Annotated in this window: 21 protein-coding genes and 1 riboswitch; of the genes, 17 read left to right on the plus strand and 4 right to left on the minus strand. The window is 33.1% G+C overall.

Annotation, left to right across the window (positions count from 1 at the left end; translation table 11 throughout):
- On the minus strand, window positions 1–392 hold a 392-nt coding region (locus tag KQI38_RS16510; protein WP_216561331.1), incomplete at its 3' end, for an IS110 family transposase.
- Between the two features lie 224 nt (window positions 393–616).
- On the opposite strand from KQI38_RS16510, the gene KQI38_RS16515 reads away from it, so the two are divergent.
- From KQI38_RS16515 to KQI38_RS16535, 5 genes are all read left to right on the plus strand, one after another.
- Window positions 617–754, plus strand: a complete 138-nt coding sequence (locus KQI38_RS16515) for a hypothetical protein (protein ID WP_216561333.1) — start codon at window positions 617–619, stop codon at window positions 752–754.
- Complete coding sequence (locus tag KQI38_RS16520) at window positions 739–1,461, plus strand: ATP-binding cassette domain-containing protein (protein ID WP_246565897.1); 723 nt, start codon at window positions 739–741, stop codon at window positions 1,459–1,461. Before KQI38_RS16515 ends, KQI38_RS16520 begins: the two co-directional genes overlap by 16 nt.
- Window positions 1,458–3,077 carry a nickel ABC transporter substrate-binding protein gene (locus KQI38_RS16525; protein WP_216561337.1) on the plus strand — a complete coding sequence of 540 codons (1,620 nt, stop codon included), beginning with the start codon at window positions 1,458–1,460 and terminating at the stop codon, window positions 3,075–3,077. Before KQI38_RS16520 ends, KQI38_RS16525 begins: the two co-directional genes overlap by 4 nt.
- Window positions 3,078–3,197: 120 nt before the next feature.
- Window positions 3,198–5,015 (plus strand): ABC transporter ATP-binding protein, encoded by a 1,818-nt coding sequence (locus tag KQI38_RS16530; protein WP_216561339.1) that lies wholly within the window; start codon window positions 3,198–3,200, stop codon window positions 5,013–5,015.
- A complete protein-coding gene (locus KQI38_RS16535; protein WP_216561341.1) occupies window positions 5,012–6,742 on the plus strand; it encodes an ABC transporter ATP-binding protein in 1,731 nt (576 codons plus the stop codon). The genes KQI38_RS16530 and KQI38_RS16535 overlap by 4 nt, the downstream gene beginning before the upstream one ends.
- A gap of 205 nt (window positions 6,743–6,947) precedes the next feature.
- On the opposite strand, the gene KQI38_RS16540 is transcribed toward KQI38_RS16535, so the two are convergent.
- Together KQI38_RS16540 and KQI38_RS16545 are read right to left on the minus strand one after the other, a co-directional pair.
- Window positions 6,948–7,772 carry an alpha/beta fold hydrolase gene (locus KQI38_RS16540; protein ID WP_216561343.1) on the minus strand — a complete coding sequence of 275 codons (825 nt, stop codon included), beginning with the start codon at window positions 7,770–7,772 and terminating at the stop codon, window positions 6,948–6,950.
- Between the two features lie 115 nt (window positions 7,773–7,887).
- Window positions 7,888–8,523 (minus strand): TetR/AcrR family transcriptional regulator, encoded by a 636-nt coding sequence (locus KQI38_RS16545; protein WP_216561345.1) that lies wholly within the window; start codon window positions 8,521–8,523, stop codon window positions 7,888–7,890.
- Window positions 8,524–8,733: 210 nt separating this feature from the next.
- Here KQI38_RS16545 and KQI38_RS16550 point away from each other — a divergent pair, with 210 nt between their 5' ends.
- From KQI38_RS16550 to KQI38_RS16560, 3 genes are all read left to right on the plus strand, one after another.
- Window positions 8,734–9,093 carry a BlaI/MecI/CopY family transcriptional regulator gene (locus KQI38_RS16550; RefSeq protein WP_216561347.1) on the plus strand — a complete coding sequence of 120 codons (360 nt, stop codon included), beginning with the start codon at window positions 8,734–8,736 and terminating at the stop codon, window positions 9,091–9,093.
- The gene (locus KQI38_RS16555; RefSeq protein WP_216561349.1) at window positions 9,090–11,033 is read left to right on the plus strand and encodes a DUF5301 domain-containing protein; all 1,944 of its coding nucleotides are present in this window, start codon (window positions 9,090–9,092) and stop codon (window positions 11,031–11,033) included. The genes KQI38_RS16550 and KQI38_RS16555 overlap by 4 nt, the downstream gene beginning before the upstream one ends.
- A gap of 424 nt (window positions 11,034–11,457) precedes the next feature.
- Window positions 11,458–12,708, plus strand: coding sequence for a nucleotide sugar dehydrogenase (locus KQI38_RS16560; RefSeq protein WP_216561351.1), 1,251 nt, complete (start codon window positions 11,458–11,460; stop codon window positions 12,706–12,708).
- Window positions 12,709–12,923: 215 nt separating this feature from the next.
- Here the strand turns inward: KQI38_RS16560 and KQI38_RS16565 are convergent, their stop codons facing one another.
- Window positions 12,924–13,244: a CGGC domain-containing protein gene (locus KQI38_RS16565; protein WP_216561353.1), complete on the minus strand. Its 321-nt coding sequence runs from the start codon at window positions 13,242–13,244 to the stop codon at window positions 12,924–12,926.
- A gap of 174 nt (window positions 13,245–13,418) precedes the next feature.
- A riboswitch (cobalamin riboswitch) is annotated at window positions 13,419–13,603 on the plus strand.
- A 212-nt stretch (window positions 13,604–13,815) separates the two neighbouring features.
- Here KQI38_RS16565 and KQI38_RS16570 point away from each other — a divergent pair.
- The 9 genes from KQI38_RS16570 to KQI38_RS16610 all read left to right on the plus strand — a co-directional run bounded on the left by KQI38_RS16570 (window position 13,816) and on the right by KQI38_RS16610 (window position 25,534).
- A complete protein-coding gene (locus KQI38_RS16570) occupies window positions 13,816–14,871 on the plus strand; it encodes an ABC transporter substrate-binding protein (RefSeq protein ID WP_216561355.1) in 1,056 nt (351 codons plus the stop codon).
- On the plus strand, window positions 14,861–15,859 hold the full coding sequence (locus tag KQI38_RS16575) for a FecCD family ABC transporter permease (protein WP_216561357.1): 999 nt from the start codon (window positions 14,861–14,863) through the stop codon (window positions 15,857–15,859). Before KQI38_RS16570 ends, KQI38_RS16575 begins: the two co-directional genes overlap by 11 nt.
- Window positions 15,860–15,863: 4 nt before the next feature.
- Entirely contained in the window at window positions 15,864–16,655 is a 792-nt protein-coding gene (locus KQI38_RS16580; protein WP_216561359.1) for an ABC transporter ATP-binding protein, read from the plus strand.
- Between the two features lie 22 nt (window positions 16,656–16,677).
- Window positions 16,678–20,391, plus strand: a complete 3,714-nt coding sequence (bchH, locus tag KQI38_RS16585; RefSeq protein WP_216561361.1) for a magnesium chelatase subunit H — start codon at window positions 16,678–16,680, stop codon at window positions 20,389–20,391.
- 14 nt (window positions 20,392–20,405) lie between these two features.
- Complete coding sequence (locus KQI38_RS16590) at window positions 20,406–21,440, plus strand: magnesium chelatase ATPase subunit I (RefSeq protein WP_216561363.1); 1,035 nt, start codon at window positions 20,406–20,408, stop codon at window positions 21,438–21,440.
- Window positions 21,400–23,322, plus strand: a complete 1,923-nt coding sequence (locus KQI38_RS16595; RefSeq protein WP_216561365.1) for a magnesium chelatase subunit D family protein — start codon at window positions 21,400–21,402, stop codon at window positions 23,320–23,322. The genes KQI38_RS16590 and KQI38_RS16595 overlap by 41 nt, the downstream gene beginning before the upstream one ends.
- A gap of 146 nt (window positions 23,323–23,468) precedes the next feature.
- Window positions 23,469–24,029 (plus strand): hypothetical protein, encoded by a 561-nt coding sequence (locus KQI38_RS16600; protein WP_216561367.1) that lies wholly within the window; start codon window positions 23,469–23,471, stop codon window positions 24,027–24,029.
- Between the two features lie 197 nt (window positions 24,030–24,226).
- The gene (locus KQI38_RS16605; protein WP_094898792.1) at window positions 24,227–24,571 is read left to right on the plus strand and encodes a DUF1622 domain-containing protein; all 345 of its coding nucleotides are present in this window, start codon (window positions 24,227–24,229) and stop codon (window positions 24,569–24,571) included.
- Between the two features lie 54 nt (window positions 24,572–24,625).
- Entirely contained in the window at window positions 24,626–25,534 is a 909-nt protein-coding gene (locus KQI38_RS16610) for a nucleoside hydrolase (RefSeq protein ID WP_216561369.1), read from the plus strand.
- Window positions 25,535–25,550 lie beyond the last annotated feature (16 nt).

The following is a 25,550-nucleotide window of genomic DNA, read 5'->3' on the forward strand; positions in this document are numbered from 1 at the left end:
CTTTTTAAGCGAATTGAATCAATATCATCCTGAGTAAAAATCCTATGGTTGTTTAAAATCATTGATTTAATGATTAAGATAGTATCAACCTTATCAGTCTTAGTTTTACGAATATTTGACTTTCTTAAGGTAGCAGTCTGGATAGGGTTGATAACAGCAATATGATAACCCATATTGTAAAGATAACAAATAAGGTTTTCTCCATAATGAGAAGTTGATTCAAGTCCAATTAGAAGATTTTCCTGACTAAAGGTCTTGAGCTTGAACACTAACAAAGAGAAACCTTCCGAATCATTAGTAAACCCAAAAGGTTGAATTAAAATTTCACCATCAGCAGTCATAGCAGCGGCAAAGTGTTTTTGTTTGGCAATATCAATGCCAACATAAATCATAAAACCACATCCTTAGAGATAAATTGACAACTGTTTTGATCCACCTAGTCTTATTCTCATAGCCTTGCGGGAGATAAAAGTTTAAAACTTATCCAACTATAAATGATTTAAATAAGACAGTGGCAATACACTCCTTCAAATAGTCAAGCTATAAGGTCAAATTAAAAGTCCACAGTGTCTAGTTTAATTATAGCGGATAATTATAATAAAAAAGAAAGGAGAGTATGATTTTAGTCGTTGACTATATCATACAAGGTCCTATGGAGAAACTCCTGCTGTTACCTAAGCAAGAATGGACAAAGAAATTTTCCGCTGCCAATATAAAGCTAGATAGGAGGAAATGGGAATGGATGGAATACTAATCCAAAACTTATATAAATCATATAAGAATGAAAAAGAGTCTAGTTTTGCTGCCTTAAGTGATCTAAATATACATATAAAGAAAAGTGAGTATGTTGCACTTATAGGGGAAAGTGGTTCAGGCAAGAGTACTCTTGCTCGTCTGTTGATCGGTTTAGAAAAGCCTACTTCAGGTCGTATATTAGTAGATGGTGAAGAAACTATTAATTGGAGCTATAAGGTATGGAGAAAAAACAGAAGAAAGATTCAGGCTGTATTTCAAGATACATCTGGCACCCTCAACCCTATGTTGTCAGTTTATCGAAATATAGAAGAAGCATTAGTTAATTTGACCAATTTAAGCAGTAAAGAGCGTAAAAATCGCATATATACTTTAATGGAGTTGACTAGTATGGACCGAAGGTTGCTTAAAGTTCCAACAAGACAATTATCAGGAGGGGAGCAAAGAAGACTATCTTTATTACGAGCTTTGTCTATTCAGCCTGATTATCTAATTCTTGATGAGGTTATAAGTGGTCTAGATTTGATTTCTGCTGATGAAGTTATGACTGTGCTGGAAAAATATCACCAAGAATTTAACTGCGCTTGTCTATTTGTCACCCATGATATGAATAGTGCTTATAGGATTTCAGATAGAATTCTAGAGATTAAAAATGGAAAGATAATTCGTGAAGGGATAAAACATATTGAAGGGAGAATTAAAATATGAAGAAAAATAGATGGTGGTTTAGATTATTGTCTATAGGAATATGTATAATTATTATGTGTGGAGTTTTAGCTGGCTGTTCTTCTCAGCCAAGTGTAAAAACTGTAAAAGAAGAGCAAGAGATACAGAAAAAGACACTAACTTTTGCTACCGGTGCGGAGCTGACAACTTTATACCCATTAAATATGGATCCACAGAATGATTGTGCTACTAAGTTAGTATATGAAGGACTTGTGACCTATGATAAAGGTGAAATAAAACCACTTCTCGCAGAAAGCTGGGAATTCAATGAAGATGGTACTGAACTTACTCTTCATCTGAAACAAGGAGTGAAATTCCATGACGGTGTAGATTTTAATGCTGAAGCAGTGAAAAAGAACTTAGAATATTTCCACTTAAATCCAAATCATCGTGCATTGAAGGCAGTTGCTAATTTAAAAAATGCAGAGGTTATAGATAACTACACTTTAACATTACATTATGATAATCCATATTTTGCATACTTAAATGACCTTTGCTATCCAGAAGTTCTAGTCATGGTTTCTCCTAATGTCATTGAAGGAGGTAACTTTCAGAATATGAAAGGAGTTGTGGGCACAGGCCCCTATATATATAAGGAAAACAAGAGTGGAGAATATACTCGTTTCACAAGAAATGAAGATTATTGGGGAGAACAACCATATTATGATGAAGTCATGGCTAAATATATACATGAATCAGCTTCTAGACTTCAAGCACTACAAAATGGAGAAATTGATATGTTATATGGAAATGTATTAATTTCTTATGATGAATATCAGCAGGCAATTTCTATGAACCATATTGAGGGTAAAATATCAAATGTGAATTCTGAAACGAGAAATCTTGCCGTAAATGCAGGAAGTAAAAATCTTGCAGATATAAATGTTCGCGAGGCTATAGCTTATGCCATAGATAAGGAAACTATTTCAAAAGGATTGACTTATGGTTATGAGGAGGTAGCAGATAAACTATTTGATTCAGGTATACCTTATACTGATGTAGAGCTTGATGTAATAAGAAAATATGATAAAACTAAAGCTGATGGACTTTTAGACAAGGCTGGTTGGAAACTTAATACCGCAACAGGTATACGTGAAAAAGATGGAATTCCATTGAAGCTTGTCTTTACCTATGATTCTGGTGAGGTGTTGAATAAATCCATCGCTACACTAATCAAAAGTCAGCTTGCAGAGGTTGGGATTCAGCTGGAAACTATAGGACAAGATATGTATACTTGGTGGAAAGAAGGAGTTTCGGGTAATTACGATTTGACTATTTGGTGTACAGAACAGCCGTATTCCGCACCTCATAATTTCTTTACGCCAATGTTGGATTCCTCACCTCATGTACCTGCAATAGCATCTCTTTCTGACGGTGAGAAATTTATAGCAGCCATAAGGGAATTTTCTACTGTAGATGATAAAAATAGAGTTGGAGAAATTTTTAATTACCTTATTAAATATAGCAATGATGAAGTGCTAAATATTCCTCTTACCTATGTTAAGGATATGATTGTTTTCAATACTGATAGAATTGAAGACTATAATTTCACAGGTACTCCAAAGTTCTTTGATATTAGACAAGTGAATGCAAAATAAGTTTTCGTCTGATTGGAGCTAAATCAGCTTTACGGAGTAGAACAGAAAAGTAATAATGATTATAATAGAGGGTGGTTAGCTTAGACTAACCAATTTCTATTTCAGAAAGGAGTATTAGCTATGAAGCAAGAAGTTAAGAAAAAGCAAGGGCTTTCCCGTCTGTTTGAAATAGCTGGTGAGAAGAAATTATTATTAATAATATCAGGTATTTTGGCAGCATTTAGTGCAGCATGTATGCTGGTGCCCTTTATATCTGTTTATCAGATTTTAGGAGAATTGCTGAGAAGTGGAGGAAATATCTCTCTCGTAGATGGTACCATGATGACAAGATGGGGATGGATTGCATTTGCAGGATTAATTGCAGGTCTTCTTCTTTTATATGCTGCAATTATTTGCTCTCATGTGGCGGCTTTCCGTATTTTATATGGGATGCGTATGGGACTTGCAAGACATATTGGAAAATTATCCCTTGGATATTTAAATAGTACTGCAACAGGTGCTATAAAAAAGAATTTAGAGCAGGATGTAGAACGAATTGAGCTATTTGTCGCTCACACGATTCCAGATCTTGTAAATGTGGCAGCCACAGTTATCGTTATGTTTGCTATATTTTTTAGTCTAAATGGCTGGATGTCACTTACTTGTATAATTGCTTTTGCTATTAGTATAGCTATGCAGGCTTCAATGATGTTCGGTAAGAAGGCACAGAATACAATGAAGGCCTATTTTGATGCACAGGAGCGTATTCATTCTTCAGCAATACAATATGTACGAGGAATACCAGTGGTTAAAATATTCGGACAAACTGTTTTCTCTTTCAAGAAATTTCATAATGACCTAATTACTTATAGAGATTGGGCAGTTGCTTATTGTGATAAATTTGAAAATGGTATGGCGGTTTTTACTGTAGTGCTTAATTCCTTTTTAACTTTTATTTTACCTGTTGGTTTGTTGATTATGAGTGGTGATCCAAATAATATTTCCTTTGCCCTTGTATATCTGTTCTTTATTATAATGGCTCCTAGTGTATCATCTCCCTTATATAAATTGACTATGCTTGCATCAGGTACAAGGGAGATTTTTGAAGGTGTTTCACGCATTGATGCTATATATGCTGAAGAACCAGTTAGAGAGACTTCGGAGCCAAAGCATCCTTTCGGCTATAATATTTCCTTTGAGAATGTATCTTTTGCATATGAGAATAAGGCGGAGGCTACAAGAGTCGAAGCTTTAGCAGATATTAATTTTACTGCTAGAGCTGGAGAAATTACTGCATTAGTAGGACCATCAGGCTCGGGAAAGTCTACTGTTGCAAATTTGATTCCTCGTTTTTGGGATATTAAAACTGGTGAAATAAAAATCGGGGGAGTAAATATAAAAGATATACCTACAGAAGAACTTATGAATACAGTATCTTTTGTATTCCAAGATACATTTCTTTTTTATGATACTTTGTTTGAAAATATTAAGGTAGGTAGACCAAATGCTACAGATGAGGAAGTATATGCAGCAGCAAGAGCGGCACAATGTCACCAGTTCATTGAGAATCTGCCAGATGGTTATAACACACTTATAGGTGAAGGTGGGGTATTCCTTTCGGGAGGAGAAGAACAGCGGGTTTCTGTTGCTCGTGCTATTCTCAAAAATTCACCTATTCTTGTTCTTGACGAAGCAACAGCCTTTGCTGATCCTGAAAATGAATATAAGATGCAGATTGCATTAAAAGAACTTATTAAAGATAAGACTGTTATAGTTATTGCTCATAGGTTGTCTTCTATAAAGACTGCTAACCAAATCATTGTATTAAGGGATGGTATGATTGAACAAATTGGCACTCACGATAATTTAGTAGCTGAAGAAGGTCTGTATCAGAGAATGTGGGAAGCTTATACTAGTGCTTATGATTGGACATTGAAGGTAGGAGGTGCAAAGGCATGAAAATTTTTCAAAATATTACAGTAGGACAACCAAAAAAACTTATAAAGCCCATAGGATTTACCATCTTGGCTAATTTAGTCAATGTAGTTCCCTTTATGTTTTCTATTGAAGTGATAAAGATTATATTTAACGCTTTTGATGGTTCTGGTACAGGACTTGATATGGCTAGACTTTGGAAGATTATTGGTATATTATTTGCTTACATGATAGTGATGTTCATTGCTGAAAAGCCTGCATATCGTCATAGCTATCGTGATGCTTATGCACTTTCTGCAGAAGGTAGGGCTAATCTTGCAGAACATCTTCGTAAACTTCCATTAGGTTATATTACAAGTCGTGATCCGGGAGATTTAGCTAATATGATGATGGGTGATTTCACTTTGATTGAAACAGGAGTATCTCATATTGTTCCTCAATTATTTGGTGCGTTAGTTATGCCTTTTATTGCTTTTATTTCTCTCTTATGGATTGACTGGCGTATGTCCGTTGCCATGTTTATAGCTCTGCCTATTACAATACTTTTACTATGGGGTTGTTCAAAACTTCAAAAACGTATGGCAGATAGACAAATGAAATCAAAGTTAGATGCAGGTAATCGCTTGCAGGAGTATTTGTTAGGTATCCGTGTTATGAAGGCTTATAATCTTGTAGGTGAAAAATTTGCTCGTCTTGAGAATTCTTTTAGAAAATTAATGAAAGAATGTATTCGATTTGAAGCTTTATCAGGACCTATTATTCTTACTTCTATTACCCTTATTCGTGCAGGTCTAACTTTAATGATTTTAACGGGTACCTATTTATTAATAGGAGGGTCTTTAGACGTATTAACCTTCGTAATGTTCTTAGTTATAGGTTCTAGGGTATATGATCCTCTTACATCTGCATTGATGAAATATGCGGAGCTTCGTTATGATGAAAGGGCAGGAGAGCGTATCTTAAATTTAATGAAGGAGCAGGAAATGGGTGGAGATAAAGCACCTAATGGTAGTACTGATATCGTGTTTGAAAATGTTTCCTTTGGTTATGGAGACAAAGATGTTTTGCATAATGTTTCCTTAAAGATGAAGCAAGGAACATTGACAGCTCTTGTAGGACCATCAGGAAGTGGTAAAAGTACAATATTGAAACTTTGTGCCAGATTTTATGATCCTAGCCAAGGTAGAGTTATGTTTGGAGGCATTGATGAATCAACCCTTGACCCCGAAAAGTTAATGAAAAAAATTTCAATGGTCTTTCAAGATGTCTATCTGTTTCAAGATACAATAGGCAATAATATTCGTTTCGGAAAAGAGAATGCTACAGATGAGGAAATGATAGAGGCAGCTAAGAAAGCTTGCTGCTATGACTTTATTATGAAGCTTCCAAAGGGATTTGACACTATGGTTGGAGAAGGAGGCTGCACTCTTTCAGGTGGTGAAAAGCAACGTATTTCTATTGCCCGTGCTATGCTAAAGGATGCTCCTGTTGTTTTACTTGATGAAGCAACAGCTTCCCTCGATCCAGAAAATGAGGTTGAAGTACAAAGAGCAATCAACGAACTGATAGCAGGAAGAACAGTCATAGTAATTGCCCATCGTCTTAAAACCATTAAGGATGCAGATAATATCATTGTTATGGAAACAGGGAAAATTGCAGAAGAAGGAACACATGATGAACTTATGGACAGGAATGGTCTTTATAAAAAACTATGGACAATACAGGCAGAATCAAGTGGTTGGGAGTTATAACATATTAAAGATTTTCTATCTAAAAGAGATTTAGATTTTACCATAAGAATAGTAGTCCAATATATATACCCCTCTAGAGAATAAATAACTCTAGAGGGGTATATTTTTATGTATGATTATAATCATCACTTGACAAAAGGATATAGACCATAATGCAGGAGTTTAACTAAAATTAGATTTTCCATAATATGTTCGATAACTTATATTATTTTGTTTTATCTATAAATTTTTCTATTGCTTTATTAACCTCACCATCATTTCCATCAATGGTATGTCCACCTGTTTCAAAAATAGCAGTTTCAGCTTCGATGCGAGCGAGTAATTTTTCTATATTTTCATATTTTGCCATTGGGTCATCCTTAGCATGTATAACCAAGACAGGGGATTTGAGCTTTTCAATTGGATATTCATCATAATGAAGTGTCATATCAATATTTGTAATATTTGTATCCATGATGATACCTTGTCTGCGAGGACTCACGGGGAGCATAGTTTCAAATAACGTACTGCTATTTACTTTAGAACCCATCATAGAGTCAAATATAAAACCAAAGTATTTCATAGAAAACCACATAGGAAAATCATTGACTAAAAATTCTGGTGGTCCCATCATTCCTAACTCTTTAATTTCCTTCGTGCTTCTTTGTTTATCCGGCACACCGGATGACAAAAGAATTAATCCCTTTACTCTTTCAGGACAATTCAGAGCAAACCGAAGTCCAGCACCACCACCAGCGGATGTTGCAAGAATATAAGCTTGTTCAATACCCAATTCATCAAGCAATTTATTAAATACTTTCGCTTGATTTTCAGGTGTTGGATTTCTAGGCAATTCTGAACCGGGATAACCAAATCTGGAAATGGATATTTTTCTATAATTTATTCCGGTTATTTGGTTTAAACTAACAAAGCCTTGGTCGTATCCTCCAAAGATGCCATGTGATATGAGAACAGCTTCACCTGTACCCTCATCAACATAAGTCATCATACCAAATTCAGTTTCAATTGTTTTTATATTGTAATCTTCCAAACGTTTATAAGCAGTTTTTATATCGCTACGATACTGGATAATAATAGAAAAAGCCATAATTATAATAAGAAAAATACATATTTGCACTTTCTTATACCTCCAAATGGAAAAAAATTTAGTCATCAGTTTTCTTCTCCTTTTTTATATATCTTTCTGAAAAAGAATAAACTAATTGGTTGGTTAAATACTGTAGACTTTCAGGTTTATAGTCACTGTTATCAAATTTATAGAGTAATAGGAAAAGTGGTGAATAAAAATTCAAGGCCATTATATAAGGGTCACTATCGATAAAATGTCCTCTTTGAATCAATTCTCGAAACAGATTAGTTTCTAGTTCTAATACATCATCTATAAATATCTTCTGAAACAGCTTCTCAGCCTCTGTATTATGGTATCGTTCAATAGTCAGCATTTTCCTAAATTTTGAAACTACTTCATCATTTAGATAAAATGACAGCAAATCATAACACATCTTTCCTAGAAGATTGAGATCAATATTTTCATATTTATCTACCATTTCGGAATCAGCAGGAATGGTCAGCTTGTTTCTTGCTTCACTCATTTTGTTTGATACTTCACATAAGATTGTATCAAAAATTTCCTGTTTGCTTTTATAGTGTTTATAAAGTGATGGAGCTTTAATATTGACCGAATCTGCAATTTGTGCAACAGAAACACCTTCATAGCCATGAATAGCAAATAAATTTAATGCATTTTCAAAGATTACTTGTTTTGTGTTTTTCTCTTCCATCGTTACACCTCTTAATGATATCAGATATTCAATAAATATATAATTAGGCTAATAATTATTAGCCTGTCAATAGAGTAATTTAAAAATCTATTCATTGTAGTCTGTTCCGCTCGCAGTCTCTAGTAGAAAATTATTCTTGACAGAATAGGTTTGTCGGGATAAACTATAGGCATAAAGGTTTGTTGCATCAAACCAAAAGGAGGAATAAAAATGGAAAAATTTAAACTTTTTGATGCAGAATATAAATTTATGGATATCATCTGGGAACTTGGGGCAATAAACTCCACTGAGCTTTCAAAAATATGCCTTTCCAGATTAGGATGGAAGAAGCCAACCACATATAATATGATACGAAAGCTCTCAGAGAGAGGGATATTGCAAAATGAAAATGCTGTTGTTATATCATTAATTGGACGGGAACAGGTGCAAAAATATGAGACTGAAGCCCTTTTAGAAAAATCTTTTGATGGTTCACTCCCAGCTTTTATTGCAACATTTTTGAAGGATAGAAAATTATCAGAAGAAGAAGCACAGAAAATCAGGAAAATGATAGAGGAGGCAACAAAATGATAGATCGTTTTATTGCTATAATAAATATGAGTCTAACTGCAAGTTGTGTTGCCTTAGGAGTTATGATAGTACGATTATTGCTAAAAAAAGCGCCAAAGATATTCTCGTATATACTTTGGAGTATAGTATTATTTAGATTGATTTGTCCTTTCTCCTTTGAAAGTAGTTTAAGTCTAATGTATTCTAGTGATATTTCAAAGGAGGTAATTTATACTCAGGCCCCTAACGTAAGCAATAATGTTGAGACAATTGACAATATGATAAATACTGCAATTGAAAAACCAATCAAGGCCCCTGACTCTGGAACAAGTGTTAATCCCATGGAATTAGCTTTAAGGATAGGCTCTAGGATATGGGTTTTAGGTATGATAATTTTACTTTCCTATGGATTGTTTTCTTATTTTAAATTAAAACATAGACTAGCTACTGCTATATTGATTCAAGATAATGTTTATGAAACAGATTTAATTAGTACACCTTTTGTACTTGGATTTATTCGACCCCAAATTTACATACCTGTTGGGTTAGATATGAATGATTTTGATTATATACTTAAACATGAGCAGATGCATATTAAAAGACGAGATTACCTTATTAAACCTATTGCATTTATAGCACTGGCAATACACTGGTTTAACCCTATAATTTGGATATCTTTTATTTTAATGGTGAAGGATATGGAGATGTCCTGTGATGAAAGTGTAATGAAACAATCAAGGGAAGATATCAGAGAAAGTTATTCTAATTCTTTACTTTCCATATCAATAAAACAAAATGGCTTGATTTCGCCTATTAGCTTTGGTGGAGGAAATACTAAGGGACGAATAAAGAATGTATTAAACTATAAGCGCCCTAGGTTTTGGATTGTGTTTATCGGTATATTTGTTGTCATTACAACGGGAATTGTATTGCTGTCTAATCCTAAAACTCTATCCCCTAAAAAAATAGATTTCTCCGTTTATGAAATATATAAAAACACAACTGAATATGTAGGGGATAATGTAAAAGTAGTTAATATAGTAGATAGACTTCCTATATCACAGGCGTTAACTAGATCAAAGGTAGAGCTTTTTACTAAGGAAGAACCCTATGTAATAGAAATAACTTATGATACTTCAAGGACCGTAAGGGAGTATTTTTCCGGAGCGGATAATCAGAATGTTTTTGACCAAAATGCTATTTTAATATTTGCATTAGTTGGTAATGTTGAATATGTAAACTTTGTTTTAGATGATGGAGAAAATGATGAATTGATTCAGCGAACTAGAGATTGGGCAAATTACAATATGAACAAGGATGTATGGAAGGATTCTTCTACTATGGAACAATTTGATTTATTATCTCAGAAAGTTATGGACAATTTAGCAAAAGATGATATTTCTTATGAGCTGGATATTTTGGCTTTAATTAACAATGGAAGGAGAACAAAAAGGCTAAGTGTAAATGATGCCCCATATGTAGAAAATTACAAAAGGATAGAGGTAATAGGAGAGATTTATTATATATATGAGGATGGAAATAAATATTATGTAGAGAAGCCCTATGAATTTATCAATGAATTGACAGGAGAGGACTATAACGATATAAATAATACGAATGAACTGATATCCGGTAAAATAGAAGAGTCAGATGATAAGGTTTCTCAGGAAATAGTAGATATGATAGAGGAAAATTTAAGTATTATAATGTCATCACCTAAAGATGCATCTAATCCATGGATTTATATTGATATGCATCAGAATGAATACGAAGAAATTATAAAAAATGGTGAGGAAGAAGCTCTTCAATATATGATTTCTCAGTTTGAGGCAGGTAATATAGATGGTTTAAGAGGACAAATCATGATGATTCTATGCAAAGAATTACTAGGAGATAGAAACAATGTAATAGATGAAGCCTTATCTCCAGAGGAATGGTTTTCACAGCTTAATATAAAATAAAATACTATTTTTATCGATCGTATTTATAATGAAAGGACTCTACTTGGTAAATTAAATATTTGCTAATTCTATAAAAGTAAAAGAGAGATAGAGAGATTAAGAACCTGATTCATAAGGAAAATAAAAAGCTTGACTAGTGTTAGTTTTAATATGATAAGAATAATTTCACATAGAAGAGTTGTCCTACTGTATGAGTGCATAATGACAATATTGTCGAATGTTGCAAAACGATGTCGAAAAATATATTATTGACGAGTCAAATAGACTAAATATACAATGATAGTAAAGTTATATTTAAATAAAAGATTTAAACCATAGATGCTACGGAGATTTATAGTAGTATCTATGGAAAAATCAGAATGGATTTATCGATTTATTTACAGACTTTGTTCTTGTGATAATTCCATTGAAAGGAGATAAAAAAATGATTTCAGTAATAGGATTAGGATATGTTGGACTTCCCACAGCAGTTTTGTTAGCCAATGCAGGAAACAAGGTAAGAGGTATTGATATCAATGAACAATACTTATCAAAAATTGCTAATTGTGAAATAGAGACGGAAGATATTGAATTAAATAATATGTTAAGTAAGGTTCTGAATAATGAAAATCTGACATTGGAGAATAAAATAAGTGAGTCGGATGTATTCATTATAGCAGTACCTACTTTAGTAGTGGACAATGAAATTTGTTTAGATCATATAAAAGCAGTTTGCGCAGAGCTGGTAAAGGTATTAAAAAAAGGAGATTTGGTAATTGTTGAATCTACAATTGCACCAGGAACAACAGAAACCGCTATTAAATCTATGTTAGAAACTAACGGTCTAAGTGGTATTGATGACTTTTATCTTGCACATATGCCAGAAAGAGTAAAGCCTGGAAACACATTAAATGAATTGGTCTACAATGATAGAGTAGTAGGAGGAGTTACTCTGAAGGCTGCAGAACTTGCGAAGAAAGTATATGAGTCTTTTGTCAAAAGTGAAATAAAAGAAACTGATGCTTTGACAGCAGAAATGGTCAAGGTAGTGGAAAATACTTTTCGAGATATTAATATAGCATTTGCCAATGAGGTCCTAACAATTTGTGAAGAAGCCAAAGCTGATCCATGGAAAGTCATTGAGTTAGCAAATATGCATCCAAGGGTTAATATTCATAGACCAGGACCTGGTGTTGGAGGATATTGTATTCCAGTTGTTCCATGGTTTTTAGCACAATTGGCTCCCAATGAAGCTAAAATTATCAAAGAGTCTAGAGCAAGAAATGATTATATGCCAATTAAAGTAGCCAACGACATAAAAAAGATAATGGACAAGAATAATCTAAGTAAAGTTTTATTATTAGGGACAACCTATGCAGGTAATGTGAAGGAAACAAGATTTAGTCCTATATTAGATATTATAAAAGAATTGGAATCATTAAATATCAATTATTCAGCTTATGATCCTATTTCAAGAGATAAATTAGAAAATCAAGAAAATGATTTTACTAAAGCAATATCAGGTGCTGAATTAGTAGTTTTCTTAGTAGGACATGATATATTTAAAGAAATCACTGCTGAAGAATTAAAAAAATATGGAGTATTGGAAATCTTTGATTGTACAGGGCAAATATACTTACAGCATTTGGATCAGAAAGAAATAAAAGTTCATGTATTGGGGAAATTGGATATATAAATATAATGAAATAGTGAAATTAATAGGATAAATAGAAATATTAAGGGAAGTAGTTTTAGTATAATGAATATAAGACACAAGAGAGCAATTATGCTCCACTTGTGTCTTATATATTTTCTCAAGCCTTAAAAGTCAATTTATTAAACAACTCTATATCCTTATTTGGCAATCCCATAAATATTATCTTAATCAAATTATGTACATTTTATTTTACCTTAATGAGTACCTTCTACTACCTCTATATCCATAGATTCAAAGATTTCTTTAATTTCATCTTTTCTATCAGCCTTGCATTTAACAGCACAAGCCCCTAGATGTACTCTATCTACTCCAGAATCTTTCAGTCTCTCTGCAATAGTAATTATATTTTCTTTAGAATCCATAGAACATATATTGCATGAGAATAGAGATATAAGTTCAGTTTCTATATTCTTGTATTGAGAAAAATGTTTTTCCTTGTTATTGTATGTTCGAAAACATCCCATAGTAGAACACTTACCATTTATTTTTTCACATATTCCAATTGCGATTTTCATATTTACTCTCCTAACTGTTTTATCTAATAATTTGTTCCTGTCATATTACTATAAAGATTATATAATGTCAATGAAGAAAAAAGTAATAGGGGATATTTATTAGCAAAATAATAACAAATACATTTGCTTATACTTGTTTAATAATTATTTATATAGTATAATTGGTGATGAAAATTGAATATGGAATAAATAGGTTTATAGAATTAGAATTCTATAAGTAATAGGGAAGCAAAGTGAAAATCTTGCACGGTCCCGCCGCTGTAAAAGAAGAGTCTTTTCTAAATGTCACTGGGAAACTGGGAAGACAGAAAAGATGATGAGGCTTAAGTCAGAATACCTTCCTATTTATTAGCAAAAGTAACTCTACGGTGGATGGAGAAAGCTAGTATATTATGTTAAATTGTTTTATTTCGCTATCCTTCTGATTATTTTCAGGAGGTTTTTTGATAGAACTTACTTCAAGATTTATCACATACAGGATTTTTATTTAACAGGCTTAGAAACTTCAACAATCGTAGGGAGCTATGAGGGTTGAAGTTTTTTATTTATAAAAAAGGAAAGGATGAAAAGTGTGAAGGATTATAAAAGAGTATTGTGGATAATGATTTTAGCTATAATGATATCCAGTGTTTCAGGCTGCACTAAAACTACCAGTGTGGGAGGATTAAGCAATACGAAAAATGTAGAGAAGGTAGAGAATAGTGAGTTATCAATAACTGTAGAAGGAGATATGTATCCTTTAAAAGTAAAAGACTTTCTTAAAAAAGAAACTATTTTAGAAAATAAACCAGAAAAGGTAGCTGTTTTATCTGGTACCCCTTTAAATATCTGGTATGATTTAGGTGGAAAATCTGTATGTACATCTGATGTATCAGATAATGTAAAACTTATACCTGAATACGAAGAAGAAATACGAAGCCTTCCAACAATAGGACCAGTATATTCTATAGATATGGAATCTGTAATACCTCATAAACCAGATTTGATTATAGCCCAAGTTGGAACTCAGTCAACACAAGCAAAGAAATTGAGAGAAATGGGTTTCAATGTAATTACTACTCATATAAGAGGATATGATGATGTGGTATCAACTTATAAAGCTTTTGGAAAAATACTTGAAAGGGAAGAGTTAGCTGAAACAAAGATAAAAGAGCTGGAAAAGCATAAAGAGGAAATCATATCTAAATTACCGGAGGAGAATAAATCTGTAGTCATATTATACATAACATCTAAAACCCTTGCTGTTAAGCTTGATAACAGTATAGCTGGGGATATATCTAAAATACTGAGACTTAAAAATATTGCTTCTGATTTACCACCTGATACTATAGGATCAGAAACTACTCCATTAGATATAGAGTATATAGTAGACAAGAATCCAGATTATATTTTGGTTACAAGTATGATTTCCAGCAATGAGGAGGCTGTAAAAGCTATAGAAGAAGAATTTGCAACAAATCCAGTATGGAATGGAGTAAAAGCTATTCAAGAGGGTCGTGTTATTCATCTTCCACAAGAATATTTTTTATATAATGCAGGACCTTATTATCATCAAGCTATAGAATATATGGCTAGAAGTATATATCCAGAAGTATATGGAGAGGTGAATAAACAGGATGAAAAATGATATTTCCCTTAAAGACAATACAGGTTATAAAGTAGCTATTATTGCTATTCTAGTAATACTTTTTTTTGTAGCTTTTATATTGGGAAATACTAAAGGGACTCTTGAGGTAGGGGCAAGGCGTATATTTGAGGTTATTATGACGGACGATGGAAGTTCAGAAAGAATGGTAATTTGGAATATCAGATTACCAAGGATGATACTAGCAGCTTTAGTTGGTGCAAATCTTGCTCTGTCAGGTGCTATTTTGCAAGGAGTAATGAAAAATCCCTTAGCCGATCCAAGTATTATTGGTATAAGCAGTGGTGCAGGGCTCTTTGGAATTGCTGTATTAGTTATTTTACCCCAGCACATAGGACTAGTACCAATTGCTGCTTTTGTAGGAGCCATGGCTGCGGCATTTATAATATATATTTTATCTTGGAAAGGTGGAATACAGACAACAAGGATAATATTAGCAGGAGTAGCTGTATCTGCTTTGTTTGGAGCTGGTATTTCGGGCATATTGGTCTTTTATAGTGATCGTGTCCATGGGGCTCTTACTTTCATGAATGGCAGCCTTTCTTCAAGAAGCTGGCCAGAGGTACAGACAATCTTACCTTATACCATAATAGGAGTCATTTTAGTAAATATATTTGCAGAAAAACTTAATATTTTAATACTAGGCGATGATGTTGCAAGGGGGCTTGGGTTAAATGTAGAAGCTACGAGACTTGGATTTACAGCTTTGGCAGCTTTTCTCGCAGCAAGTGCGGTAAGCGTGGTAGGGCTTTTAGGCTTTGTAGGTCTTATAGTTCCTCACAGCATAAGGCTAATAATGGGAAACGATTATAACTATATGTTTCCTGCGACAGCTTTATTGGGTTCTGTGCTTTTAATGTTTAGTGATACCTTTGCAAGAACCTTTCTAAGTCCTACAGAGATACCAGTAGGTATTGTGATGGCAGTATTAGGAGCACCATTCTTTTTATTCTTGCTGAGAAGGGAGTAAATAGATGAATGAGAATATTATATTAGCGATTGAAGATTTAAGCATAAGCTATAAAAATAAAGATGTTTTAAAAGGAATAGATTTAAGGATAGAAAAAGGGAAGGTTTATTCTATTATTGGACCAAATGGATGTGGAAAAACTACCTTGATTCGTACTATGAGCAGAAGTATAAAGCCTAGACAGGGGAAGGTTCTTTTACATGGGAACAATATATTCGAGATGAAAAATAAAAATGTAGCTAAGAAGATGGCTATATTGAATCAAAACAATAATACCATAAGCGATATAACAGTAAGAAAATTAGTACAATATGGTCGGTATGCCCATAAAGATTGGTGGAAAGGCATAGATGATGAGGATGATAAAATAGTTGAATGGGCTATGGAAAAAACAGGAGTAACAGATCTTCAAAATAGAAGAATAGACACCCTTTCAGGTGGGGAAAAACAAAGAGTTTGGATAGCAATGTCCATTGCACAAAAGCCAGAAATCTTACTACTAGATGAACCTACAACTTATCTTGATATATGTCATCAATTAGAAATAATGGATCTCGTATCTAGACTAAACAAAGAAGAGGGAATAACCATAGTTATGGTATTACATGATATAAATCATGCAGCTAGATATTCAGATAAACTTATTGTAATCAACAATCAAAAAATATACAGTCAAGGTGATCCTTGGACCATATTAGAATCTGAAGTGCTTGAAGAAGTTTTTAAAGTTAAAGCTGAAATCACGATGGATACGGATACAATGAAGCCAATATTTTATGCGAAGAAAGTTGTTTAGAATATATTAGGAGGTTATTGAGGTGAAAATTACATTTATAACTGTGTCAACTCCGGGAATTAAAAACTTAATTGAGGCAGGAAAGGAGATAAACAAAAATTATCCTGAAATCTTGGATTTAAGTATCTATTATGGAAAAGAAGAATTAGATGATAAAAGAGCAAAACAAATGATAGAAGATATTAAAAATAGTCATCTAGTATTTGTAGACTTAATGGGAAGCCCTTCATCAGTAGTTAAAAATGTATATATTGGACTTGAAGAATGTAATGGAAATATAATCCCTTATGGAAGCTCAGCAAGGGAATATATGCGTCTTGGCAGTTTCACCATGGATAGTATGAAGAGTCAGAATAAAAAGATGGATATGGCTGCAATTGAAAAGATGAGAAATACAGCAGAAATGCTTGGGAAGATAATGCCAGGCAAGATGAGAGATATGAGAAATTATTCCAATATAATGAAATATTTTAAGGTGGCAGACAAATCCAATATTCTGAATATGCTTTATCTTATGATGAGAGACTATGGAAATATAAAAGACTTGCCGAAACCACTTGAACCAAGAGAAGTAGAAGAAGCTGGCATATGTAATCCAGAAAACATGAGATTCTATAAAAACTATGAAGATTATGAAAAAGATTTTCCCTTTGATGATAAGAAGCCTATAGTAGCTATGCTCTTTTATGGGCACACATATCCTACAGATACATCTTCTTGTATTGGACAAATTAAGAGTAGGATTGAAGAGTTTGCAAATGTTTTGCCCGTTGCAGTTTCAGGGGCATTTGCAAAAAATGAAGAAAAACTTAGAGAGATAATATTAAAATCTACTAAAAGGTCTGTTGATCTTATGTTAAATTTCATGTCATTTAGACTTGGAGCAGGACCAATGGGAGGAGATTCACAGGCAGGTATAGATCTATTGAAGGAAGTGGATGCTCCATACTTTCATCCTTATTTTATGTCAAGGAGAACTGTGAAGGAATGGGAAGATTCTATACAGGGCTGTAGTACATCAGAGGTACTGATTTCTGTTATGTTGCCTGAATTAGATGGATGCATTGAAACATATCCTGTTGGAGCTATGGCAGAGCCAAAATATGATATGGAATTTGATATTATGACTGATGAACTTGTAATCATAGATGAAAGAGTAGATAAGCTGATTTCAAGAATTAAATCCTATATTCTTCTTAGAAAGAAGGAGAACAAGGATAAAAAAATAGCTATCATATGTTATAACTATCCTCCGGGAGAAAGCAATCTATTTGGAGGAGCGTTTTTAGATACTTTTACTTCCGTTGAAAATATATTAAAAAATCTCAAAGCCAGTGGATATAACTTAAATCCTCTTATAAAAGAAGAACTTATGGATATATTTACTGCCGGAGGTGTAGTAAACTCAGGAAAATATAGTGATGATTGGGAAAACGTAATAAAGTATAAGGACAAAGAATATAAGGAAGAGTTAAAGGAAAATCCTGATTATGAAGAAATAATAAAAGAATGGGGACCAGTACCGGGAACTATAATGAGCAGTGATAATAATGAATTCTTGATTCCGGGAATAGTTGAAGGGAATATATTTTTAGGATTACAGCCAACTCGAGGCATACATGAAGAGATTGAGAGGGCGTATCATGATAAAACCTTGCCTCCTCATCATCAATACTTAGCATTCTATAAATGGATCAAGGATGAATTTAAAGCAGATGCAATTATCCATGTGGGAACTCATGGAACCTTGGAATTTTTAAAGGGCAAGGAATGCGGCATGAGTGGCAATTGTTATCCCGATAGACTTTTAGCAGATATTCCCCATACGTACTTATACTACTCAGGCAATCCATCTGAATCAACTATTGCTAAAAGGAGGTCCCATGCAAATTTAATAGGATACCAGCCCCCTGTATTCATTCAAGGAGAGCTTTATGGAGATTATTCAAAGTTAATGTCAATGATAGATAATTATCGTCAATCTTTGTTATTGGCTCCTCAAACCAGTAAAGATATATTATCAGACATATTGGAGTTAGGAGAAAAACTCAATATGCCAAAGGATATTGATGAGATGGAATCTGAATTATATAGGATGAAAAAAAGTCTAATACCAAAGGGACTTCATGTATTCGGTAAGGGATATAATCATAGAGAAGCAAAGGAATATGCAAAGGGACTGTTAAGATACAATAGAAATGGGATTTTTAGTATAAGAGCATTAATTGCAAAGGCTAAAGGATATGACCTAGATTTTCTTTTAGATAATGATCAATATGAGGTTATAAAAGGACTTGATGAAGAAGCAGATAAGATTATTGATTATTATTTTGAGAATGGAGAACTAAAGAACCCTGAGTATGTAGATAAAGTGAATAAAGATGAACTTGTAAAGTCTTTAGAATATGGACAAGGAATCATTAAATCGTCCCAAGAAAACCATGAAATAGAGGGACTACTACGAGTATTAGAGGGAAGATATAATTCTGCAAAACTGGCGGGAGATATCTATAGACATCCAGAAATATTACCTACAGGATATAATTTGTATCAATTTGATCCAAGACTTATTCCTACTAAAACTGCTTATATGAGGGGAGAAAAAATCTGCTTGAACACTCTTGAGGCTTATAAAAAGGAAGAAGATTCTTATCCTCTATCTACTGCTGTGGTTCTGTGGGGGTTGGAGACATCGAGAACTCAAGGAGAGACATTTTCTCAGATTTTATCTTACTTAGGTGTTAAGATTGCACAAAATGGAAGTGAATGGGATCCAAAATACGATATTATCCCAGTTAAAGAATTAGGAAGACCTAGAATAGATGTAACAATAAATATATGTGGATTCTTCAGAGATATGTTTCCAAACCTAATAACAAGTCTTAATGAAATCTTTGAAAGACTTTGGAATCTAGATGAGGATGATAAAGAGAATTATTTTAAGAGAAATTCAAAAAGATTATATAAAAAACTTATTGATGAAGGATACGACGAAAAAGAGGCAGAGCAATTAGCTATCTCTAGGATATTTGGACCTAAAGAGGGCAGTTATGGTACAGGAATAACCGGAATAATTGAAACTAAAAATTGGGAAGAGGAAGAACAGCTAGGCAAGGTATATATAGATAATCTCCAGCATGTATATAATGGAAAAGTCCGCGGAAAAAAAGTAGAGGGACTCTATGAGGAAAATTTAAAAGCTGTAGAAATTATATCTCAGATAAGAAGCAATCATGAGTATGAAATTACAGATTTAGACCATTATTATGAGTACTTCGGCGGATTATCCAAGTCTGTGGAGATGGTAAAAGGTAAAAAGGCAAAAATGTATATAACAGATACAACTGGAGATAGGATTCTTAGTGAAAGTATAGAAAAGTCTATAGCAAGAGGTATAAGAACAAGAGTATTGAATCCTAAATGGATTGATGGAATGTTAGAGCATAAATATCACGGAGTTCAAAAAATTGCAGATAGATTTGAAAATATCATGGGTCTTGCAGCCACCACAAATAGTGTAGAAGAATGGATATATGATGATGTGTATAACTCCTATGTAGAGGATGAAGAACTTAGACAAAGGCTTGTTGAAAATAATCCTTATGCATACATGGATATATTGGAGCAGATGACTGAGTATTATAACAGGGGCTATTGGGATGCTGATAAAGAAAAGATAGATAAGATTAAAGAGTTATATTTGGAACTTGAAGGCAATATAGAAGAAAACTTATAAGGAGGTGTGAAAATATGGAAAGTCATAGATTAATATATCCTTTTACCGCCATAGTAGGTCAGGAAGATATGAAAAAAGCATTAATATTAAATATCATAAACCCTCGCCTAAATGGGGTTCTAATAAGAGGAGAAAAGGGTACAGCAAAGTCTACTGCAGTAAGAGCCTTGGTAGATATCCTTCCTATTAGAGAGCAAATAGCAGACTGTATTTTTTCCTGTGACCCCAGAGATAATAGAAATTGGTGTGAAACATGTAAAGATACTTATAAGAAAGAAAACGGAAAAATAAAAAACGAAAGGATGCGTGTAATTAACTTACCTGTTGGTGCAACTGAGGATAGGGTAGTTGGAACATTAGATATAGAGCATGCAATAAAAGAAGGAGAAAAGAAGTTTGAATCTGGAATTTTAGCAGAGGCTAATAGGAATATTTTATATGTAGATGAAGTAAATCTCCTAGATGACCATGTGGTGGATGTACTTTTAGATGCTGCTGCTATGGGAGTTAATTCAATTGAGAGAGAAGGAATATCTTATACTCACCCATCAAGGTTTGTGTTAATAGGAACTATGAATCCAGAGGAAGGGGATTTGCGTCCTCAGTTAATAGATAGATTTGGGCTAGTTGTAGATGTATATGGTGAAAGAGATACGAACTCGAGAGTTGAAGTGATTAAACGAAGACTTAGCTTTGAAAATAATCCTGAAAAGTTCGTAAAAGAATATGAAGAAGAGCAGAAAAAATTAGCAGAACAGATAGAAAATGCTAAAGAGCTACTGGATAAAGTAGTATATTCAGAGGAATATTTAAGGCTAGCGGCAGAAATAGCCATAAAAATAAGTGTAGATGGACATAGGGCAGATATAACGCTTATAAAAACAGCCGTAACCCATGCTGCTTATAGAGGACAAATAAAGGTAGATAAAGAGGACCTTTTTGTAGCAGCAAAACTGTCCCTTCCACATAGAATGAGAAGACAACCCTTTGAAGAAGGGGTTATTGATTTTGAACAGATCAATAATCTTATCGAAAAAGCAATATTGTAAATATAGAAAGGTTTGTGATTTAACTATGTTTGATAATTGTTTCCCTTTTTCAGCTGTACTGGGACAGGAAAGGATAAAAATGGCTTTAATACTAAATCTGATTAATCCCTATATAGGAGGAGTTCTTATAAGTGGTGAAAAGGGAACTGCTAAATCTACATTGATAAGAGGGCTCTCAGCTGTAGTTGATTATGTTGAGGTAGTGGAATTGCCGTTAAATGTTACTGAAGATAGACTTGTAGGAAGTATTGATATAAAAAAAGCCATAAGAGACGGGGAAAAGAAATTTGAAGAAGGAATCTTATATAAGGCTCATAAACAAATTCTATATGTGGATGAAATAAATTTATTAAGTGAACATATTGTAAACATACTTTTAGAGGTACTATCAACTGGTACTAATATAGTAGAAAGGGAGGGTATATCCTATAGCCACCCATCAGATTTCATATTAGTAGGCTCTATGAATCCAGAAGAGGGTATTTTAAGACCTCAATTATTGGACAAGTTTGGTTTATATGTGGAAGCTAAAGGAGAGACAGATATAGATAACAGAATAGAAATCATTAAAAGGTTTCTTGATTATGAAAGAAATCCATCGGAATTTTATTTGAAATGGGAGAAAGAAAATAGAGCAGTACAAAGCTTAATATATAGAGGAAGAACAATAATTAAAGATATTAAAGTAAAAGATGAAGACTACAACTTTGCTGTAGATTTATCTAGACAAGGAAATTGCTCAGGTAATAGAGCAGAGATAATATTAATTGAAACTGCTAAGGCTATTGCAGCATTTAATCAAAGATATTATGTAACTCAAGAAGATATCAGGGATGCAGCATCTTATGTATTGCCACATAGAATAAAAGAGCCTATAACAGTTGAAGAAATGGAAGAATTTTTAGATGAAAATATGATGGAAAACAACAATGCTAGAAAAGAAGATTATGAGGAATATAGAGATGACTATGATCCAAACAAAGGGTCACTTGAAGAAACTATAAATACAGGGACTAAAGAAGAGATATTAAAAGAAAGTATAGAGGATATAATACCGATTGCTCAAGATATTTCCATAAATATGGAATTTGGCAAAAAAAACAGTAACAAAGGATCGGGAAAAAGAAGTAAGGTAAAGACAGATAGCCATAAGGGAAGATATGTAAGATACAAGCTTCCTAAAGGAAAGGCTAATGATATAGCTTTTGATGCTACCTTTAGGATAGCTGCCTTTAATCAAAAAAATAGAAATAAAATGGAACTAACTGTATGCATAAAACCTCAAGATATAAGAGAGAAGGTTAGAGAAAAACATACGGGAGCTACAATTCTATTTGCAGTAGATGCAAGTGGTTCAATGGGTGCAAGAAGGCGAATGGGAGCTGTGAAAGGAGCAGTACTTTCATTATTGAAAGATGCCTATCAAAAGAGAGATAGTATTGGAATTATTGCTTTTAGAAAAGATAGGGCTGAAATATTATTAAATATTACTAGAAGTGTAGACTTAGCTGAGAAATGTCTTAGGAAACTACCTACAGGAGGAAAAACCCCCTTAGCAGCAGGGCTTTACACCTCCTATCAAATTCTTAAGGCAGATAAAATAAAAAATCCAGATTCCTTGCAATACCTTATTATAGTTTCTGATGGAAAGGCAAATGTTCCATTTAAAACAGAAAATCCTTTAGAAGATGCATTTATCTTAGGGGAAAAGATAAGAAATGAGGGAATTAAAACCATGGTAATTGATACCGAAAAAAATTATATTGAATATGGATTTGCAAAAGAACTGGCTAAGAAGATGAATGGCGAATATATAAAAATCAGTCAATTATCAAAGAATGATGTTGAGACAAGTGTAAAAAGCTTGCTTAATATAAACTAAGACTCAGTTCAGAGGGAGTTTTAACTTCAACTGAACGCTAAGTCGTGTTATCTAGGGGCTATGCAATTCTCATTTTTCACTTATAGAAGTGAAAGCGTGGAATTGTAAGCCATCAGATAAATTAATAACAAAAGGAGAGAAGTCATATGAAAAAGATAGTATCATTATTATTAGTACTTATGTTAACAATGGGAATGGTTGTAGGATGTACAGGGAAAGATAAAAAGGGAGAAGAGAACTTACCAGCAAATAATATTCAAGATGAGAATAATAATCAAGAAAAATCAAAGTTTGAAGAAAAAGATGGTATTTTAGTATATACAGATGTGGAGAATGGACCTTTTGAGGAATCAGGATTAAAAATATCAATTAAAAAAGGTGACGATGGTTATGTTGAATTTATAAAAACAGATTTAGAAGGAAATGAAACAGTAGATTATTATAAATTTGATTATTCAGCCAATAATGTAGAGAAATATTATTATGTTTCAGCAATGGGAACAGCATTTTATTATTATTATGATTTAGAAAAAAATGAATTGGATAAAGTAGAAGATGGGGATCATAATGATAATACTGAGAAAATGAAAAGTTCTGGTAGATGGGATAGTGCTGCTGAAAAAACAAAAGAAGAAGTAAGTATTCTCGAAGATTATTTTAAGGAACAATATAGTATAACAATAAAAGAAGCAGTTCTAGGAAAATAAACATATATAGATAAATGACAAATACCTTTAGTTTGTGTTAGATTTCAGACTAAAGGTATTTTCAGTATAAAATTTAGCATAAATTATATACTAACACAATTCATTGTTTTATGTTAAAATATAATGTGCAGGAAAGTAAAAATCTTGCCAACAGAACCGTCCCCCTGGCAATATTTTACAAAAGAGGAGAGAGTTAAGTGATAATTGAGCATTTTTTGGAAAAGATAATTCCTTATATTACTGGTTCCTTAGAGTCCATTGGGGTGTTCATCATCACAATAGCAGCATTAAGAGGAATTTTTCAATTTATTAAAAATGGATTTGATTTTAGAGATGATGATGTAGCTATTGATTTTGCCAAGGCGATGGCACTTAGTTTAGAGTTTAAGCTAGCAGCGGAAATTATAAAGACAGTAGTAATAAGAACAATAGATGAATTTATTATACTTGCGGCGGTAGCAATACTTAGAGTAGTACTGACATTTGTATTACATTGGGAGTTAAAGAGTGGAGCAAAGACTATAGAACATGCAGAGAAATAAAATTATAAAATTTTATATTATCTAGAGAGAAACATTAACAGCTGGGGGGATATTATGATTAGACCAATTATTATAGATTGCGATCCAGGATTAGATGACTCAATAGCATTGATAGCTGCTCATAAAGTACAGGATACAGAAGTAGTTGGAATAACAACTGTAGCTGGAAATGCTAGTTTAGAAAATACTAGCAAAAATGCATTAAATTTATTACATACAATAGGATGGGAGTTACCAGTTATAATTGGATCAGAACATCCTTTAATTAGAGAGCGGAATTTATCAAATAAAAAAACTGGTATAGGAGAGGTAGTATTACAAGAATCTAATAGAGAATTTTATAAAATAGATGTAACGGATTTTATATATGAAGAAGCTAAAAAGTATGACGGCAACCTAGAGATTCTTGCTTTAGCTCCCATGACCAATATTGCAAAAACACTAATAAGATATCCAGATATAAAACCATTGATTAAGTCTATAACTTTTATGGGTGGAACAACTAGGGCAGGTAATATCACACCATCAGCCGAATTTAATATGTATATAGATCCTCATGCAGTAGATATAGTGTTTAAATCTGGAATACCACTTACTATGGTAGGATTGGATGTAACTAAAAAAGCGTATTTGCAATTAGAAGATATAGATTACTTTAAATCATTTAACAATCCCCATAGTCAATTAATTGCTGAATTTCTTATGGCTATACATAATAGAGAATGTCTATGTGGAGAAAAGGCTATTGAAATCCATGATGCAGTAGCTCTTGCAGTCATGGTTCTGCCGGAACTAGCGAAAAAGAAAAAATTCGGTGTATCAATAGAAATAAACAATAAACAAAGCTTAGGCATGTTGTTATTGGATTATAGGAATATTTCTGATGAAGAAAAGAATATAGATATAGCAATAGATATAGATGTTGATAAGTTTAAAAATTGGTTAAAAGGGTTGAATTGTTAAAAATTGACCCTAAAAT

This window comes from Tissierella carlieri (genome assembly GCF_018917285.1).
GTDB classification, from domain to species: domain Bacteria; phylum Bacillota; class Clostridia; order Tissierellales; family Tissierellaceae; genus Tissierella; species Tissierella carlieri.

Coding starts and splice junctions, on each gene's coding strand:
- KQI38_RS16515 (WP_216561333.1), top strand. CDS start 617: ATGATTTTAGTCGTTGACTATATCATACAAGGTCCTATGGAGAAACTC.
- KQI38_RS16520 (WP_246565897.1), top strand. CDS start 739: ATGGATGGAATACTAATCCAAAACTTATATAAATCATATAAGAATGAA.
- KQI38_RS16525 (WP_216561337.1), top strand. CDS start 1,458: ATGAAGAAAAATAGATGGTGGTTTAGATTATTGTCTATAGGAATATGT.
- KQI38_RS16530 (WP_216561339.1), top strand. CDS start 3,198: ATGAAGCAAGAAGTTAAGAAAAAGCAAGGGCTTTCCCGTCTGTTTGAA.
- KQI38_RS16535 (WP_216561341.1), top strand. CDS start 5,012: ATGAAAATTTTTCAAAATATTACAGTAGGACAACCAAAAAAACTTATA.
- KQI38_RS16545 (WP_216561345.1), bottom strand. CDS start 8,523: ATGGAAGAGAAAAACACAAAACAAGTAATCTTTGAAAATGCATTAAAT.
- KQI38_RS16550 (WP_216561347.1), top strand. CDS start 8,734: ATGGAAAAATTTAAACTTTTTGATGCAGAATATAAATTTATGGATATC.
- KQI38_RS16555 (WP_216561349.1), top strand. CDS start 9,090: ATGATAGATCGTTTTATTGCTATAATAAATATGAGTCTAACTGCAAGT.
- KQI38_RS16560 (WP_216561351.1), top strand. CDS start 11,458: ATGATTTCAGTAATAGGATTAGGATATGTTGGACTTCCCACAGCAGTT.
- KQI38_RS16565 (WP_216561353.1), bottom strand. CDS start 13,244: ATGAAAATCGCAATTGGAATATGTGAAAAAATAAATGGTAAGTGTTCT.
- KQI38_RS16575 (WP_216561357.1), top strand. CDS start 14,861: ATGAAAAATGATATTTCCCTTAAAGACAATACAGGTTATAAAGTAGCT.
- KQI38_RS16580 (WP_216561359.1), top strand. CDS start 15,864: ATGAATGAGAATATTATATTAGCGATTGAAGATTTAAGCATAAGCTAT.
- KQI38_RS16590 (WP_216561363.1), top strand. CDS start 20,406: ATGGAAAGTCATAGATTAATATATCCTTTTACCGCCATAGTAGGTCAG.
- KQI38_RS16600 (WP_216561367.1), top strand. CDS start 23,469: ATGAAAAAGATAGTATCATTATTATTAGTACTTATGTTAACAATGGGA.
- KQI38_RS16610 (WP_216561369.1), top strand. CDS start 24,626: ATGATTAGACCAATTATTATAGATTGCGATCCAGGATTAGATGACTCA.